The sequence below is a fragment of the Methylocystis sp. genome, assembly GCF_051061285.1.
GTDB lineage: Bacteria > Pseudomonadota > Alphaproteobacteria > Rhizobiales > Beijerinckiaceae > Methylocystis.
Genome location: NZ_JBPFEA010000022.1, coordinates 1 through 16,582 on the forward strand (window position 1 = coordinate 1; position 16,582 = coordinate 16,582).

Genomic DNA, 16,582 nt, shown 5'->3' on the forward strand with positions numbered 1-16,582 from the left:
CCGCGCCGCCTGTCGCGCAAACCAAGCGCAGCTTCCGATGACGACGCGCCTTCTGCGCGAACTTCTGACGCGTCTGCTGCGCGACGGCGCTGCGCCGATCGTCAAGCGGCGTCCTGCAGGCGCCCCGCGAAATCCTGCGTAATGCGAACATTCGCGCCCAGGCGCCGTGCGGCTTCTATTTCTCTGTTTCTGCGGGCGCTTGTTTCATCAAGCGCCGCTCACTATAAAATACGGGGTTAAGGCTGCCTCGTGACCGGCGGAGCATTCGAGCGTCGCCGAGAGGCCGCGCCCCTTCCATCGCCTCGGCATTGCGCCTGAGGAGCCCACGGCGAGCACGATGTCCGACCTCTCCGAAGTCTTTCGCGCCGGCGCGGCGAACGCCTGGATTTTTGCGCCGAGCGCGGTGGCCTTGGGCGCGCTGCACGGACTCGAGCCGGGCCACTCGAAGACGATGATGGCGGCGTTCATCGTCGCGGTTCGCGGCACCGTGGCGCAGGCGGTCCTGCTCGGCGTCGCGGCGACAATTTCCCATACGGCGATCGTCTGGGCCGTGGCGCTGACCGGGCTTTATCTCGGCGCGCAACTGAACGTCGAAGCGAACGAACCCTATCTGCAGATTGTCTCTGGCGCGTTGATCTTCGCCGTCGCTGTTTGGATGATGTGGCGAAGCTGGCGCGATATCGCCGCCAAAGGCGCCGTGACGGCGCCCGCGCATGAGCGCGGACGGCTTCCGGCCGACGCCAGCGCGGCGCATGGCCACTCGCACGACGGCGCCCATATTCACGGGCATGTTCACGGCGATGTTCACGGCGATGTTCACGCCCATGTTCACGTCCATGACGGCGGCGTGCCGCATAGCCATCAGGAAGAGGAATTCGAGAGCGAACTCCTCGACGTCGATCCCACCGTCTACGCTGACGCGCATGAGCGCGAACATGCGTTGGATATTGAGCGGCGCTTCGCCAGTCGCCGGGTGACGACCGGACAGATCATTCTCTTCGGCCTGACGGGCGGGCTCATCCCCTGTCCCGCATCGATTACCGTGCTGCTGCTCTGCCTGCAGGTCGGCCGCATCGGGCTCGGCGCGCTGCTCGTGCTCTGCTTCAGCGTCGGTCTGGCGCTGACCCTCGTGCTTGTCGGGGTGGCGGCGGCGCTCGGCATGCGTCACGCCGCGTCGCGCTGGCCGGGATTGGAAGCGCTGGCGGCCCGGGCCCCCTATGTTTCAGGCGCGATCGTCGCCGCGGTCGGCGCCTATACGATCGCAGTTGGCGCAGCCGCGCTGGGGTAGCGTTATTTGCCGAGGTGAAACGCCGACTTCGTCACCTTTGCGGTGATCGGCGCGTCGAGGAAAAAGTCGAGCACGGCGTCAACCCTCGGATCGACGGCGTAGGTCGAGAAGTCGGTCATGCCTTCTTCCGCCAGAACGCCAACGTCGATGAAGAAATTGCCGCTGCAGCTCTTTGCGGGACGAACCAGAATGGCGTGCGCGGCGTCCGCGACGATCTCGGGCTTTCGGGACCGGCGCAGCAGTTCGTCGCCGCCGAGAAGATTGCCGACGGCGGCGGTCGCGATCGCGGTCTCCGGCCATAGCGAATTCGCCGCGACGCCGTCGGCGGCGAGGTCGCGTGCGAGGCCGAGCGTCACGAGGCTCATCCCATATTTCGACATTGTGTAGGCGAGGTTGGGAGAAAACCACTTCGGGTTCAAATCCAGCGGCGGCGATAGTGTGAGAATGTGCGGATTGGCGGATCGGCGCAGATGCGGCAACGCCGCCTTGCAGCACAGATAGGTCCCGCGGGCGTTGATCTGATGCATCAGATCGAAGCGCTTCATCTCGAGCGCGTCGATCCCGCGCAGATCGATGGCGCTGGCGTTGTTGACGAGGATGTCGATCCCGCCGAAGCAGGACGCTGCCTGACCGACCGCCGCCTCGACCTGATCGTCGAAACGAATATCGCAGGGCACGGCGAGCGCCTGTCCGCCCGCCGCTTCGATCTCCGCCGCCGCCGTGTAGATCGTGCCGGGAATTCTCGGGTTTTCGGTCACGCTCTTCGCTGCGACGACGACATTCGCGCCGTCGCGCGCGGCGCGCATCGCGATGGCGAGGCCGATTCCTCGGCTCGCGCCGGTGATGAAGAGCGTCTTGCCGGCGAGCGAGCGCGTCATTGTCGGCGTCATCGCGCGCTCACGCCGTGGTTCGTCGCGAAATTCACGCGGCGACCTGCGCCGGATAGCCCGCTTCGCTGATCGCCTTGGCGAGCGCCTTCGCGTCTTTCGGCGCCGGCGTCACGTCGACCTTGCCGGTGGCGAGATCGACCTTGACGTCGGCGTTCGGCTCCACGGCTTGCACCGCCTTGGTGACATGTTTCACGCACATATTGCAGGTCATGTCTTGCACATTGAATGTCGTCATTGCTTCCTCCTTGAATTCCTTATCCACCGCTTGCGTTTCGATCGGCGTCGCTTGCGGGCCGTGGTCGGCGCTTGCGATGACCGGAGCCTTGAAGCGGCGCAGGCGCAGCGCATTGGTCAGCACGAAAACGCTCGACAGCGCCATGGCCGCCGCCCCGAACATCGGCGAGAGCAGCATGCCGTTGACGGGATAGAGCGCGCCTGCCGCGACCGGTATGAGGACGACGTTATAGCCGAACGCCCAGAACAGATTCTGCTGGATGTTGCGCATCGTCGCGCGCGAGATCGCCAGCGCCGCCGGCACCTTGGCGAGATCGCCCGACATCAGCACCACGTCGGCGGCTTCGATCGCGATGTCGGTTCCCGTGCCGATGGCGATTCCGGCGTCGGCGGCGGCGAGCGCCGGCGCGTCATTGACGCCGTCGCCGACGAAGGCGATCCTGTTGGCCTCGCGCAGGCGCTCGAGCGTCGCGACTTTTCCGTCGGGAAGGACGCCAGCGACGACCTCGTCAATGCCCAGTCTCGCGGCGATGGCTTTCGCCGTGCGCGCGTCATCGCCGGTGATCATCGCGGTTTTGACGCCGAGCGAATGGATCGCGTCGATCGCGGCGCGGCTCGTCGGCTTTAGATCGTCGGCGACGGAGAGTATGGCGCCAAGCTTCCCGTCGACCGCGACGTAAAGCGGCGTCTTGCCTTCCTCGGCGAGCCTCTGGGCGTGCTGCGCGAAGGGCGATGCGTCGAGGCCAAGCGTCGTCATGAAACGCTCGGCGCCGATGGCGACGGTCTTGCGGTCGACGATTCCCGTGACGCCCATGCCCGCCACGGATTTGAACTCGGCGCAAGGCGAAAGCGAAAGGTCCGCGGCCTTGGCCGCGACGACCAGCGCCGCGCCGACGGGGTGTTCGGATTGCGCCTCGACGCTCGCGGCAAGCCGCAGAAGCTCGTTCTCCTGCTGGCCGGGCGTCGCGACGAGATCGGTCAGGCGCGGCTTGCCATACGTCAGCGTGCCGGTTTTATCGAAGGCGATGAGGGTCACGTCGCGTAGCGTCTGCAGGGCTTCGCCCTTGCGAAACAGCACGCCGAGCTCCGCCGCCCGGCCTGTTCCCGTCATGATCGCCGCCGGCGTCGCCAGCCCCATGGCGCAGGGGCAGGCGATAATCAGCACGGCGACCGCGTTGACGAGCGCGTAAGTGAGGCGCGGCTCCGGACCGATCAGCATCCAGACGACGAAGGTCAGCGCCGCGACGGCGAAAACAGCGGGAACGAAGACGGCGGTGACGCGGTCGACCATCGCCTGAATCGGCAGCTTGGCGCCCTGCGCCTGCTCGACCATGCGGATGATGCCGGCGAGCATCGTATCGGCGCCGACGCGGGTGGCGCGAAACGCGAAGGCGCCGGAGCCGTTAACGGTCGCGCCGGTGACGGCGGCGCCCGGCCGCTTGGCGACGGGCGCCGGCTCGCCGGTGACCATCGACTCATCGACATGGGACGCGCCCTGCGTGACGACGCCGTCGGTCGGAATGCGCTCGCCCGGCCGCACCAGAACGATATCGCCGACCCTCACGTCGTCGATATCGACGTCGACGGCGGCGCCGTCGCGCTCCACGCGGGCGGTCTTCGGCTGAAGCCGCGCCAGCGCGCGGATCGCCTCCGACGTGCGACCCTTGGCGCGCGCTTCGAGGTAGCGGCCGAACAGGATCAGCGTGACGATGACGACCGCCGCTTCATAATAGACATGCACCGAGCCGGCCGGCAGCGCATGGGGCGCGAAGGTCGCGACGACCGAATAGAGATAGGCGCTGAGCGTGCCCGTGGCGACGAGGGCGTTCATGTCGGGCTGGCGCCGCAACAGCGACGGAATTCCCTTGAGGAAGAAAACCAGGCCGGGGCCAAACAGCACAACGCTGGCGAGCAGGAAGGAAATCTCGCGGATCTTCGCCTCGCCGATCACGCGCATCGTCCAGTGATGGACGGCGGGAATGAGATGCCCGCCCATTTCGACCACGAAGATCGGCGCCGTCAGAATGGCGGCGACGATGAGGCGGAAGCGCAGCGCGCGCATCTCTTCCTCACGTCGCATCTTCTCGCGATCGGCGCCGCCGGAATCGGTTTCGATCGCTCGTGGCTCATAGCCGGCCTGTGAAATCGCCCGGCGCAGGCGGTCGGTCAGGCCTGGCCCGGCGAGCGCGCGCACGGTCGCGCGTTCGGTCGCGAGATTGACTTTCGCTTCCATCACGCCTGGAACGGCGCTGAGCGCCTTTTCGACATGCGAGACGCAGGAGGCGCAGGTCATGCCGCCGACGCCAATCTCAATCGTCTCGACGACCGCCTCGTAGCCCGCGTCCGAGACCGACTTTACGAGTTGCGTGAGACTCGCCCCCGGCGCCAGCGAAACTTCCGCCCGTTCAGTGGCGAGATTGACGCTGGCGGCGTTAACGCCCGGCGTATGCGCGAGCGCTTTTTCGACATGCGACACGCAGGAGGCGCAGGTCATGCCTCGAACGGTGAAATCAAGGCGTTCGCCGCCCGGTAAAGGAGTTTGAGCGTTCATGCTTGCCGCCTCATTCGCAACGCCCTCGCGCATCAGTTTAAAGCCACCGCCGCGTGCGCGCCAGATAGGACCGATAGTCGTCGCCAAATTTCTCAACAAGATGCCGCTCTTCGGGCTCGATCGCCAGCTTCGTCAGCCCAACAGCGAGAACAGGCGTTAACAACAGCGTGAAGGGCGAGCCGAGGAACAGACCAAGTCCAAAGATCAGGGCGACATGAGACACATAGATCGGATTGCGGGAAAAGCGGAACGGCCCCTCGGTCACGAGAAAGGACGCGGCGCGATGCGGCATGATCGTTGTTTGATGGCGCGAGAGGATGCGGAAGCACCAGACGTCATTCGCCAGCGCGAGGACGGCGATCGCCGCGCCGGCGAGCTGCGGCAGCGGGGAGGACGCGCGATCGATGAGCGAAGCCCCTGTCGCGGCGTCGAGCGCCAGCCCGGCGGCGAGCGTCAGCCCCATCAAAATCGGCGGCCAGGGAACGCGGGAGGGAGGCGCGTTTGCGTCGATCTGCGCGTTCATCGCGGCTCCTATCGGTGGAAAACGCTTCTCCTTAGATCGCGGTTCGGGGCGCACGTTTCAAGTGCGCCCTTGTCAAGGACGACTTGACGGCGGTCCTGCAGGCTGTCAAGATCAGCTTGACACACGATCGCCCTGGACATGCGAGAGCTGTGATGCTGGCCTTTCCCAAACGTAAGCTGCGCTGCTCATTCTGCAAGAAGTCAGAGACGCAGGTCGCGCGGCTCATCGGCGGCGCAGCCGGTGGCTACATTTGCGAAGATTGCGTCGGGGTCTGCAACAAGATCCTTGACGCCGCGCCTTCGCCGTTCAAAAGCTGGGACGACCTCACCGACGAGCAGCTGCTGACCTCGATCAAGGCGAGCGAGGCCAGCGTGGCGGCGCTGCATTCGCTGATCCACGCGCAAATCGCGGCGCTTCGCAAACGCGAGGTGAGCTGGACGGCGATCGGCAAGGTCCTGGGCGTTTCCCGACAGGCCGCCTGGGAGCGTTTCTCCTGATCGAGCATCGGCCTTTCATGCTTGAGCGCTACGCGCAAGATCTTGCGAGCCTCGCCGCGCGCGGCAGGCTGCGCACGCTCGCCCCGCGCGCCGGACTGGATTTCGCGTCGAATGATTATCTGGCTTTGGCCGAGTCGCCGGAACTCGCCGCGGCCGTGACGACGGCGCTCGCGCGCGGCGTTCCCGTCGGCGCCGGCGGTTCGAGACTTTTGCGCGGCAATCATCCGGAGCATGAAGCGCTGGAAGAGGACGCGGCGCGTTTTTTTGGCGCGGAAAGCGCGCTGTATTTCAGCGCCGGCTTTACCGCCAACGAGACGCTGCTCTCCACGGCGCCGCAGCGCGACGATCTCATTCTCTATGACGCGCTCGCGCACGCCAGCGCCCATGAGGGCATGCGATTGGCGCGCGCGCCGAATGCGAAGTTCCCCCATAATGACGTCGGCGCCGCCGAGGACGCGATCCGCGCCTGGCGCGAAAAGGGCGGAACCGGGCGAATCTGGATCGTCGTGGAAAGCCTTTACAGCATGGACGGCGACAAGGCGCCGCTCGATGATCTGTTCGCGCTCGCCGCGAGGAACGACGCCTTTCTCCTGATCGACGAGGCGCATGCGACGGGCGTCTATGGCCCAGGCGGCCGCGGACTCGCCGCGCGTTTTGAAGGCGCGGAGAACATCGTCACTTTGCATACCTGCGGCAAGGCGCTGGGAGTCGCCGGCGGTCTGCTCTGTCTGCCGCGCGTCCTGCGCGACTTCATGGTCAACCGCTGCCGGTCCTTTATCTTCGCGACTGCGCCTTCGCCCGTTATGGCCGCTTGCGTGCGCGCCTCGCTCAAGATCATCGAAGCGGCTGACGATCGGCGCGCCGACTTGATGTCGCGCATCGATTTCGCCGGGGCCGAGCTGCGGCGGCTCTGCGCAATCGAACCTTCGGGCAGCCAGATCCAGCCGATCATCGTCGGGGCCGACGTCCGCGCGACGTCGCTTGCGGCGCGCCTGCAGGCGCATGGCTATGACATTCGCGCCATCCGTCCGCCAACGGTGCCGAACGGCTCCGCTCGCTTGCGCATCGCGCTGACGCTGCATGCGCGCCAAGATGACGTCGCGCGCATGATCGCGCATCTTGGCGAAGAGCTCGCGAGGCTCGAACCATGAAGCGCCGCTTCGTGATTGTGGGAACGGATACGGGCGTCGGGAAGACCGTCGTCTCCGCCGCGATCGTCGGGGCGCTCAACGCCTATTATTGGAAGCCGGTGCAGTCAGGCCTCGATGGCGAGACGGACTCGCAGATCGTCGCGCGGCTTTCGGGCGCGCCGGCCGAGCATATTTTCCCAGAGGCCTGGAGGCTGCGTCGCCCGGTCTCGCCGCATCTTGCCGCGCGCGACGAGGGCGTCGAAATCGACGCCGCCGCGCTGAATCCGCCGCCATGCGACGGTCCTCTGATCATAGAGACGGCCGGCGGCGTGATGACGCCGCTCAGCGATCGCGCGCTGACCATCGATGTGCTCGAACGCTGGCGCTTGCCGGTCATACTCGTCGCGCGCACGCGCCTCGGCGTGATCAATCACAGCCTGCTCACGCTCGAAGCATTGCGCAGACGCGGAATCTCGATTGCCGGAATCATTTTCGTCGGCGACGCCGACGCCGATGCGCAGCATTCGATCGAGACGATCGGCGGCGCGCGCATTCTCGGCCGGTTGCCGAAGCTCGATCCTCTGAATAAAAAAAGGCTCGGCGCGGCGTTTAACGCCGCAATCGCGCGCGACGCTTTCGGGAGCGGCGCGTGAGCATCGTCACAGAGTCCCCAGTCTGGCGGCCGTTCACGCAGCATGCGCTGCAGCCCGGCGCCTTCAAGATCGCGCGCGCCGAAGGGGCCTGGCTCGAAGCCGAAGACGGCGCGCGCTTTCTCGACGCCATCTCGTCCTGGTGGGTGATCACCCACGGCCATCGCCATCCTGCCATTATGCAGGCGATCCGCGAAGAAACCGAGCGACTCGATCAGATCATCTTCGCCGGCTTCACCCATGAGCCGGCGGAAGCGCTGGCGCGGCGCCTTGTGGCGCTGACGCCGCCGGGCCTCGACTACGTGTTCTATTCCGACAGCGGCTCCACCTGCGTCGAAGTGGCGATCAAGATGGCGCTCGGCTTCTGGCGCAATCGCGGGGACTCGCGCACGCGCATCGTCGCGCTTGAACACGGCTATCATGGCGATACGATCGGCGCGATGTCCGTCGGCGCGCGCTCGCCCTTCAACGCGCCTTACGAGCCGCTGCTCTACGAGGTCTCGCGCATTCCCTTCCCCTCGCGCGGGCGCGCGCAGGAGACGCTCGACGCGCTGGAGCGCGCCTGTCGCGACAGACCCGCCGCCTTGCTTGTCGAGCCGCTGATCTTGGGCGCGGGCGGCATGCTCATCTATTGCGCCGATACGCTCGCGGAGATGCAGCGCATCTGCGCGCGTTACGGCGTGCTGTTCATCGCCGATGAGGTGATGACCGGCTTCGGCCGCACGGGAACGCTCTTCGCCTGCGAGCAGGCGGGCGTCGTGCCGGATATCGCCTGCTACGCCAAGGGTCTCACCGGCGGCGCGCTGCCGCTCGCCGTCACCATGTGCAAGCGGGAGATTTTCGAGGCGCATCTATCGCCGGAACGCGCCCGCGCCTTTTTTCATTCGAGCTCCTATACCGCCAATCCGATCGCCTGCGCCGCGGCGCTCGCTAATCTCGACGTCTGGGCGACGGGCGAACCCGCCGCCCGCGTCGCGGCGCTGTGCGACATGCAGGCGACGCGCTTAGCGCGCTTTGCCGATGACGCGCGCTTCTCGAACGCGCGTCAGCTCGGAATCATCACGGCGCTCGATCTCAATGTCGCGGACGGCGGCTATCTTGCGACGATCGCGCTCGATCTCATGCGCTTCTTCAATGCGCGCGGGCTCGTGCTGCGCCCGCTCGGGCCGACGATCTATGTGTTTCCGCCATACTGCGTTGAGGCGGCCGAACTCGATCTCGTCTATGACGCGATCAACGAGGCGGCCGATTGCTTCGGCGGATCTGCATAGTGCGATCGTCAGCCTTTGAGTTCGGTTCTCACGCTCTTGCCGCGTCCCTCATCGGCGACGGCATTCTTGCGCGCGAGAAATTCGTCCTTGAGCGCGCGCCGCAAAATTTTGCCGACGTTGCTCTTGGGCAGGCTCTCGCGAAATTCGTAATAACGCGGCACCTTGTAGCTGGTCAGTTGCTCATGCGCGAAGGCCCGCAACTCTTCGCGCGTGAGGCTTGGATCGCGCGCCACGACGAACGCCATCGGCGCTTCGCCGGAATGTTCGTTCGGCACGCCGATGACCGCTGCTTCCTTCACCTTGGGGTGTTCGACCAGGACCGATTCGACTTCGTTCGGATAGACGTTGAAGCCCGAGACGAGGATCATGTCCTTCAACCGATCGACGATCTTGATGAGCCCGTCCGGCGCCATCACCGCAATGTCGCCGGTCTTGAGAAAACCGTCGGGGGTCAGGGCGTTCGCCGTCTCATCCGGCCTGCGCCAATAGCCGCCCATCAACTGCGGGCCCTTGACGCAGAGTTCGCCGCGCTCGCCGAGCGGAACGGGCTCGCCCTCGGGCGAACGCACCGAGATTTCCGTCGACGGCGCCGGATAGCCGATCGCGCCGGTGAATTCGGCGATCGTCGGCTTGTTGATCGTCACGATCGGCGACGTTTCGGTCAGTCCATAGCCTTCGACGATCGGCTTTCCCGTCAAGGCCTTCCACTTTTGCGCCACGACCTCCTGGGTCGACATGCCGCCGGAGATGGTCAGGAGAAGATTGGAATAGTCGACCGAGCCGGCGGCGGAATGGTCGGCGATCGCCGCATAAAGCGTGTTGACGCCGGAGAACAATGTGAACGTCGATTTCCGTAGCGTCGCGATCAGGCCCTTGATGTCGCGGGGATTGGCGATCAGCAGGCAGCAACCGCCGGTCTTCACCACAAGCAGCAGGCAGGCGGTCAGTCCGAAAATATGGTAGAGCGGCAGCGCGGTCACCATGATCAGCGGCTTACCTTCGAGGTAGGGCTTCAGCCAGGTCCATGACTGTTCGACATTGGCGGCGACGTTGCGATGCAGCAGCATGGCGCCCTTGGCGACGCCGGTGGTGCCGCCGGTGTATTGCAGAAAGGCGATGTCTTCCGGCCCGACTGGCGGCGGCTTGAACGGCTCCTCGGCGCCCGCTTGCAACACATGCGCGAAGCCGACGCAGCCGGGCAGCCGATAGGCGGGGACCATGCGTTTGACCCAGCGCGAGACGAAATTGACGATCAGTCCGCGCAGCCCCATCAGATCGCCGGGCTTCACAATCACCGCACGTTCGACTTTCATGTGCGGCCAGGCGGCGGCCGCCGTATGCGCGAAGTTTTCGAACACGAACAAGAAGCGCGCGCCGGAGTCGTTCATCTGGTGCTCGAGCTCATGCGGCGTGTACAGCGGATTGACGTTCACGACGACGCCGCCGGCCAGCAGGACGCCAAAAAGCGTCGCCGGGTAGGCGAGGACGTTGGGCGACATAATCGCCACCCGATCGCCCTTTCTCAGTCCGCGCGTCTGCAGCCAGGCGGCGACGGCCACCGCGGCGCGGCCGAGCTCCTCGAAGGTGAGCGTCGCGCCGAAACTCTCCATCGCGGTCCTGTCGGCGAATTCCGTAACGCTCGCGTTGAACATATTGACCAGCGTCGAATAGGAAGATTCGTCGATGTCCGCCGGGACGCCAGCGGGGTAGGACGAAAGCCAGGGCCGCTTGACGTAAGGGTCCTCTATTTTTTCTGCGTTGGTCATGTCGTCCTCGGCTTCGCGGGCGTGAAGCGCGCGACGCGAATCGTCCGCTCCGCCTGTGTGTTCTTGTTCAAGATAGCGCGTCTCGCCTCGAATGAGGCCATTCTCGCGGCGATCATTATGTTGCATCGCCGCGAGCCGCGTCATGCCGTCCCGGGCGGCGCCGGCCCGAGGCCGAAGAGCAGCGAAACGCCGAGCGCCAGAACGAGAATTGCGGCGATGAACTCGCCGCCGCGGGCGATGATCACCGCGCGCCGCGAATCCTTCGCGCCAAACCGCATCGCGGCGCTCTTGGCGTAGACAGCCGTCATGGCCAGGGCGCCCGTCGTAATCGCCGTTCCCGCCGACATGGCGATGACCGCCCCGGCGCCGGCGGCGAAAAGCCCCTGCGACAGGGTGAACGCCAGCACCAGAATCGCCCCCGAGCAGGGGCGCAGGCCGGCGGCGACGACGGTCGCGGCGGCGTCGGCGAGGCGAAACTTCGGTCCTCCCAATGTCGAAGGGTCTGGCGCGTGGCGGCAGGTCGCGTCATGCACATGCGTCGGGTCGTCGATGGCCTCGCAAACGAAGCCGCGCGCCGCCGGCGCGATTGCGGGCATACGGAGGGCCGCCGATAGCGCGTGGCCTTTCACCCAGGCGAGGCGCGCGCCGAGCGCCGCGACCGCCGCATAGCTCGCAAGCTCGATGAAGTGAGTCGCGTCGCTCATCTGATTCGCGGTCGCGCGGAACAACGTCGCCGCCGCGCCGACGACGGCGATGGCGACCAGTCCCTGCAGCAGCGCGGCGAGCGCCGCGAGCAGCAGACCGCGGCGCAGGGCTGTTTCATTGGCGAGCATGTAGGATGCAAGCACCGCTTTGCCGTGGCCGGGGCCGGCGGCGTGAAAGGCGCCATAGGCGAAACTCGCCGCGGCGAGCGCGAAGAACGCGGAAGAATCGGTCTTCAGCGCGCGGACCGCTGCGTGCAGTTCAGCGTGAAACTTGCTTTGCCATGCAAGGATAAGCCCGGCGACGCCCGTCGCCGCCGCGGTCGACTCTTGCGCGCCGACCGCAAATGGATGGCGCGGCGCGCCCCAGGCCGATGCGGCGGCGATCGCGGCCAGCGCCGCGACGGCCACGCCGAGCCAAACCACCCTACGCCCGCTTTTCACGGACAGGCCACGATCGCGCGCGTCGCCAGCTTCATGCCGAAATCGGCGCCCGGCGACATGTTCTGAAAGAACGCTTCGCTCAGTTTCTGGTTTTCGTTCGCCATGAGCGGCGCAGGTTCGACAAGACTTAGCGAACATCCGGCCGGCGCTCCCGCAAGGGTCACGGGATCCTTCTTTTCCAGTCCGAAGGAGACGAAATAGGTCGGGTCATAGACCTGAAAGGAGAACGGCTTCTTGGCCGTGACCGGCGTCTGCAGCGGCAAAAAGAAGCGCAGGGTGACGATCTTTTTGTCATTGGCGTCGAGCGTCACATTCTCCGGCTCCTTGAACGCAAGCTTGGCGCTGTTCTGCTTGGCGAAGGTGAAAAATTCGAATTCGGCCAGCGACTCGACGTTCGTTTTGGCGAGCGGCGCAAGTTCTTCCCGGGTGGGCGGCTTGCCGTCCTTTCCGAGGCCCTGCACCGCATAGGCCGAATACATCTCGTCGAATTCCCAGGCGTGCCGAACGCCCGCGATCTTGCCGTCTGGCGCGAATACGACTTCGCTGCGCACCGCCACCCAGACATGCGGATGGGCCGAGGCCGCGCCAATCCCCGCCGCCAAGGTCAAAAGGATAAGAATCGAGTTGATTTTCAGCTTCATGCGAGTCTCGCGCTTAGGCGGCGAAGGCGGCGAAAACGCGGCGCTGACTCCCGCTTCGAGCCTGTGCATGCTAGCAGATCCGTCCTTGAAAAGGCGCTTCCGTGTGGCATAAGGTGGCGGGTGTAGAATCGGCGCTAGTGGGCGCCTCTGCGGCGGAAGGCCGCCCAGCTGGGTCTTTAAACCGGATTCGTTCACGGGTTGATCCTTGCTTTTAGCGTGTGAGCGCAAGAGTCCCAAGCGCGCTTCGCCCCGATTTCTTGCAGGAGAGCAGTAATGGCGGACATCGCCGCCAGCGACGCAAAGACCGGCTCCGCCTTCGCCGAGGCGTCGCTCTCCGATCGATTTGATCTCGATAGGTCCCGCGTTCTGATCACTGGCACCCAGGCGATCGTGCGCATGCTCCTTATGCAGAAGGAGGCGGACCGCCGCGCCGGACTGAACACCGCGGGTTTCGTGACCGGCTACCGCGGCTCGCCGCTCGGCGGCGTCGACGCGCAGATGCACAAGGCCAAGGCGCTCTTCGACGCCAATAATATCTTGTATATGCCGGGGCTCAACGAGGATCTCGCCGCGACCGCCATCTGGGGCGCGCAGCAGGCCGAGATGCGCGGCGAAGGCAAATACGACGGCGTCTTCTCGCTCTGGTACGGCAAAGGTCCAGGCATCGACCGCAGCGGCGACGCTTTCCGCCACGTCAATCTCGCCGGCACGTCGCGCCATGGCGGCGCGCTGGCCCTCATGGGCGACGATCACACCGCGGAATCTTCAACCACCGCGCATCAGTCCGATTACCATTTCGTCGATGTGATGATCCCCATCCTGTCGCCGGCCGGCGTGCAGGAAATTCTCGATTACGGGCTTTACGGCTTCGCCATGTCGCGTTTCGCGGGCGTGTGGGTCGGTCTGAAGCTCCTTAAGGATACGGTCGAGTCGACGGCCTCGATCGACGGTTCGCTCGACCGCATCCGCCCGATCGCCCCCCCATCTTTCTTCATGCCGCCGGGCGGCCTCAACATCCGCCCCGGCGATCCGGTTCTCGCGCAGGAAGAGCGCATGCAGGAGAGCAAGCGCGACGCGATGCTCGCCTTCATCCGCGCCAATCGGTTGAACCGTATCATCACGTCCGGCGGCGCCAATCCGAAGATCGGCGTCATCACCGTCGGCAAGTCCTATCTCGACGTGCGCCAGGCGATGGACGATCTCGGCCTGGACGAGGTGAAGGCGAACGATCTCGGTCTGCGCCTTTACAAGATCGCCGCGCCCTGGCCGCTGGAGCCGCAAGGTCTGCGTGAATTCGCCCGCGGCCTCGACCTCATCATCGTCGTCGAGGAGAAGCGCTCGCTCATTGAAGTGCAGCTGCGCGAGGAACTATACGGCGCGCCGCATCAGCCGCTCTGCATCGGCAAAAAGGACGAGCGCGGCGAGTGGCTGTTCCCGGTCAAGGGCGCGCTCGACTCCAATGACGTCGCCATCGCCATCGGCCGACGGCTGTTGAAATATCATCCGCTCGAAGAGCTGGAGGCGCGCGTGCGCCGGCTCGAGAAGCTGCAGGATCGCCGCCGGACGATGACCGACGTCACCGTTCGGGTGCCGCATTTTTGCGCCGGCTGTCCGCATTCGACGTCGACCCATGTGCCCGAGGGCTCGCGCGCCTACACCGGCATCGGCTGCCATTACATGGCGCAATGGATGGACCGCTCGACGGAAGGCTACACCCATATGGGCGGCGAAGGCGCGAACTGGATCGGCGAAGCGCCGTTCTCGACGCGCAAGCATATGTTCCAAAATCTCGGCGACGGCACCTATAATCATTCAGGGTCGCTCGCCATCCGCTTTGCCGTCGCGACCAACACCAACATCACCTTCAAGATTCTCTTCAACGGCGTCGTCGCGATGACCGGCGGCCAGAAGCATGAAGGCGAGCTGACCGTCGAGACGATCGCGCGGCAGGTCGCGGCCGAAGGCGTGCAGAAGATCGCCCTTGTCTCCGATGAGCCTGGCAAATATGCGCCGACGATCGGCTGGCCGCCCGGCCTGACGATCCATCATCGCAATGTCCTCAACGAAGTGCAGCGCGATCTGGCGCAAACGGACGGCGTCACCGTGCTGATCTATGATCAGACCTGCGCAACCGAAAAGCGTCGCCTGCGCAAGCGCGGGCTGATGAGCGATCCGGATTCGCGCGTCATCATCAACGAACTCGTGTGCGAGGGTTGCGGCGACTGCGGCACGGCGTCGAACTGCGTCGCGGTGCAGCCGGTCGAAACCGAATTCGGCCGCAAGCGACGGATCGACCAGTCGGCCTGCAACAAGGACTTTTCCTGTCTCGAGGGGTTCTGCCCGAGCTTCGTCACCGTACATGGCGGGCGCATGAAAAAGGCGCCGCTGCCCTCGACGCAGGATAACGGCGGACTGCCGGCGTTGCCGGAGCCTGCGATCGCCGAAATCGGCGCCGTGCCCTACGGCGTTCTCATCGCCGGGCTTGGCGGCACGGGCGTCGTCACCGTTTCCGCCATTCTCGGCATGGCTGCGCATCTCGAGGGCAAAGGGGTTGGCGTCATCGATATGGCCGGCCTCGCGCAGAAGGGCGGGGCGGTCTATTGCCACGTGAAAATCGGCCGCACGCCGGCGGAGGTTCACGCCATCCGCATCGCCGCGGGCGAAGCCGATCTTCTGCTGGGCTGCGACCTCGTCGTCGCCGGCGCGAAGCAGGTGCTCGCCGCCGTCGAGCAGGGCAAGACGGCGGTGCTCGTCAACAGCGCCGAGGTGTTTCCCGGCGATATCGAGCGCAATCCGGACTTCGTGCTGCCTTCGGAAGAGATCAAGCAGGCGATCCGCTGGGCCGCAGGGCCGGAGTCGACCTTCATCGACACCACGGCGCTCGCGCAGGCGCTGCTCGGCGACTCGATCGCCGCAAATATTTTCATCCTCGGCTATGCGTGGCAGAAGGGCTATCTGCCGCTGTCCGACGCCGCGATCCTGCGCGCCATCGAACTGAACGGCGAATCCGTGCCGATGAATCAATCGGCCTTTCTGTGGGGTCGGCGCGCCGCGCATGATCTGAGCAGCGTGCTCGCCACCGTTAAGTCGCTGCGCCAGCCCAACGGCGATCGCGAGAACTCGAAGACGCTCGATGAGATTATCGAACGTCGCGCGGCTTTTCTCGTCGGTTACCAGAACGAGGCCTACGCCGCGCGCTATCGCGCCCGCGTCGAGAAGATCGCCCAATTGGAGGCCGCGCGCGCGCCGGGTTCACGCGAACTCACCGAAGCGGTCGCCCGCTATCTCTTCAAGCTGATGGCGACGAAAGACTATTATGAGGTTGCGCGGCTATACACGGACGGCGCTTTCCAGCGCCAGCTCGAGGAAACATTCGACGGCGATCTGCGTCTCGAACTGCATCTCGCGCCGAATTTTCCGTCGCTGCAGCGCAAGACCGACTTCGGCGGCTCGCGCAAGATCACCTTCGGACCCTGGATGTTCAAGGTGCTGCGCGTGTTGGCGCGAATGAAGAGCTTGCGCAACACCTGGTTCGACGTCTTCCGCTTCGACCACGACCGGGTGGTCGAGGGCAGGTTGCTGAAGGATTACGAAGCGCTGCTCGATGAGTTTTCTGCTTCGCTGACGCGGGAAAACCACGCGGGCGCCGTCGCGCTGGCGCGTGTGCCGGAATACATTCGCGGCTTTGGCCACATTAAGGCCCGCCACATCGCGGCGGCGGACGCTGAGCGCGAGCGGCTCATGGCCGAATATCGCCAGCCAACCGCGGTGAAACTCGCCGCAGAGTGAGCCCCTCCGGGACGAAGCGGTGATATAAATCCGACCGCCAGCGCCTTGGGGCTGTCATTCCCGACAGGCCAAAGGCCCGATCGGGAATCCAGAGCCGCATTGCGAGGCTCGGATTTGGCCCTGGATTTCCGATCGCGCTTCCGCGCGTCGGGAAAGACATCCGCGAAGCGGTCAATCAGTTCTGCTGCGATGTGAGTGAATGGAGCG

At 65.3% G+C, this 16,582-nt stretch carries 12 protein-coding genes; 6 read left to right on the forward strand and 6 right to left on the reverse strand.

The window, feature by feature from the left end; translation table 11 throughout:
• The first annotated feature begins 337 nt into the window (after positions 1-337).
• Positions 338-1,288 carry an urease accessory protein UreH domain-containing protein gene (locus tag ACR65T_RS07350; RefSeq protein ID WP_434495863.1) on the forward strand — a complete coding sequence of 317 codons (951 nt, stop codon included), beginning with the start codon at positions 338-340 and terminating at the stop codon, positions 1,286-1,288.
• A gap of 2 nt (positions 1,289-1,290) precedes the next feature.
• On the opposite strand, the gene ACR65T_RS07355 is transcribed toward ACR65T_RS07350, so the two are convergent.
• The 3 genes from ACR65T_RS07355 to ACR65T_RS07365 are packed head-to-tail and all read right to left on the reverse strand — an operon-like array spanning position 1,291 to position 5,486.
• Positions 1,291-2,166 carry an SDR family oxidoreductase gene (locus tag ACR65T_RS07355; protein ID WP_434495897.1) on the reverse strand — a complete coding sequence of 292 codons (876 nt, stop codon included), beginning with the start codon at positions 2,164-2,166 and terminating at the stop codon, positions 1,291-1,293.
• A gap of 43 nt (positions 2,167-2,209) precedes the next feature.
• Positions 2,210-4,963 (reverse strand): heavy metal translocating P-type ATPase, encoded by a 2,754-nt coding sequence (locus ACR65T_RS07360; protein WP_434495864.1) that lies wholly within the window; start codon positions 4,961-4,963, stop codon positions 2,210-2,212.
• Between the two features lie 37 nt (positions 4,964-5,000).
• Positions 5,001-5,486: a methyltransferase family protein gene (locus ACR65T_RS07365; protein WP_434495865.1), complete on the reverse strand. Its 486-nt coding sequence runs from the start codon at positions 5,484-5,486 to the stop codon at positions 5,001-5,003.
• Positions 5,487-5,638: 152 nt separating this feature from the next.
• On the opposite strand from ACR65T_RS07365, the gene ACR65T_RS07370 reads away from it, so the two are divergent.
• Genes ACR65T_RS07370 through ACR65T_RS07385 form a run of 4 tightly spaced genes read left to right on the forward strand, consistent with a single transcriptional unit; the run spans position 5,639 to position 9,034 of the window.
• The gene (locus ACR65T_RS07370) at positions 5,639-5,983 is read left to right on the forward strand and encodes a ClpX C4-type zinc finger protein (protein WP_434495866.1); all 345 of its coding nucleotides are present in this window, start codon (positions 5,639-5,641) and stop codon (positions 5,981-5,983) included.
• Between the two features lie 17 nt (positions 5,984-6,000).
• Positions 6,001-7,134 (forward strand): 8-amino-7-oxononanoate synthase, encoded by a 1,134-nt coding sequence (locus tag ACR65T_RS07375; protein ID WP_434495867.1) that lies wholly within the window; start codon positions 6,001-6,003, stop codon positions 7,132-7,134.
• Entirely contained in the window at positions 7,131-7,766 is a 636-nt protein-coding gene (gene bioD, locus ACR65T_RS07380; protein WP_434495868.1) for a dethiobiotin synthase, read from the forward strand. The genes ACR65T_RS07375 and bioD overlap by 4 nt, the downstream gene beginning before the upstream one ends.
• On the forward strand, positions 7,763-9,034 hold the full coding sequence (locus ACR65T_RS07385; RefSeq protein ID WP_434495869.1) for an adenosylmethionine--8-amino-7-oxononanoate transaminase: 1,272 nt from the start codon (positions 7,763-7,765) through the stop codon (positions 9,032-9,034). Before bioD ends, ACR65T_RS07385 begins: the two co-directional genes overlap by 4 nt.
• Before the next feature lie 8 nt (positions 9,035-9,042).
• Here the strand turns inward: ACR65T_RS07385 and ACR65T_RS07390 are convergent, their stop codons facing one another.
• The 3 genes from ACR65T_RS07390 to ACR65T_RS07400 all read right to left on the reverse strand — a co-directional run bounded on the left by ACR65T_RS07390 (position 9,043) and on the right by ACR65T_RS07400 (position 12,655).
• Positions 9,043-10,800, reverse strand: coding sequence for an AMP-binding protein (locus ACR65T_RS07390; RefSeq protein ID WP_434495870.1), 1,758 nt, complete (start codon positions 10,798-10,800; stop codon positions 9,043-9,045).
• Positions 10,801-10,940: 140 nt separating this feature from the next.
• Positions 10,941-11,927: a nickel/cobalt transporter gene (locus ACR65T_RS07395; RefSeq protein ID WP_434495871.1), complete on the reverse strand. Its 987-nt coding sequence runs from the start codon at positions 11,925-11,927 to the stop codon at positions 10,941-10,943.
• A 14-nt stretch (positions 11,928-11,941) separates the two neighbouring features.
• The gene (locus ACR65T_RS07400) at positions 11,942-12,655 is read right to left on the reverse strand and encodes a DUF1007 family protein (RefSeq protein WP_434495872.1); all 714 of its coding nucleotides are present in this window, start codon (positions 12,653-12,655) and stop codon (positions 11,942-11,944) included.
• A gap of 204 nt (positions 12,656-12,859) precedes the next feature.
• Here ACR65T_RS07400 and ACR65T_RS07405 point away from each other — a divergent pair, with 204 nt between their 5' ends.
• The gene (locus ACR65T_RS07405) at positions 12,860-16,375 is read left to right on the forward strand and encodes an indolepyruvate ferredoxin oxidoreductase family protein (protein ID WP_434495873.1); all 3,516 of its coding nucleotides are present in this window, start codon (positions 12,860-12,862) and stop codon (positions 16,373-16,375) included.
• The last annotated feature ends 207 nt before the right edge of the window (positions 16,376-16,582 follow it).

Coding starts and splice junctions, on each gene's coding strand:
- ACR65T_RS07390 (WP_434495870.1), bottom strand. CDS start 10,800: ATGACCAACGCAGAAAAAATAGAGGACCCTTACGTCAAGCGGCCCTGG.
- ACR65T_RS07355 (WP_434495897.1), bottom strand. CDS start 2,166: ATGACGCGCTCGCTCGCCGGCAAGACGCTCTTCATCACCGGCGCGAGC.
- ACR65T_RS07350 (WP_434495863.1), top strand. CDS start 338: ATGTCCGACCTCTCCGAAGTCTTTCGCGCCGGCGCGGCGAACGCCTGG.
- ACR65T_RS07360 (WP_434495864.1), bottom strand. CDS start 4,963: ATGAACGCTCAAACTCCTTTACCGGGCGGCGAACGCCTTGATTTCACC.
- bioD (WP_434495868.1), top strand. CDS start 7,131: ATGAAGCGCCGCTTCGTGATTGTGGGAACGGATACGGGCGTCGGGAAG.
- ACR65T_RS07375 (WP_434495867.1), top strand. CDS start 6,001: ATGCTTGAGCGCTACGCGCAAGATCTTGCGAGCCTCGCCGCGCGCGGC.
- ACR65T_RS07370 (WP_434495866.1), top strand. CDS start 5,639: ATGCTGGCCTTTCCCAAACGTAAGCTGCGCTGCTCATTCTGCAAGAAG.
- ACR65T_RS07405 (WP_434495873.1), top strand. CDS start 12,860: ATGGCGGACATCGCCGCCAGCGACGCAAAGACCGGCTCCGCCTTCGCC.
- ACR65T_RS07365 (WP_434495865.1), bottom strand. CDS start 5,486: ATGAACGCGCAGATCGACGCAAACGCGCCTCCCTCCCGCGTTCCCTGG.
- ACR65T_RS07400 (WP_434495872.1), bottom strand. CDS start 12,655: ATGCACAGGCTCGAAGCGGGAGTCAGCGCCGCGTTTTCGCCGCCTTCG.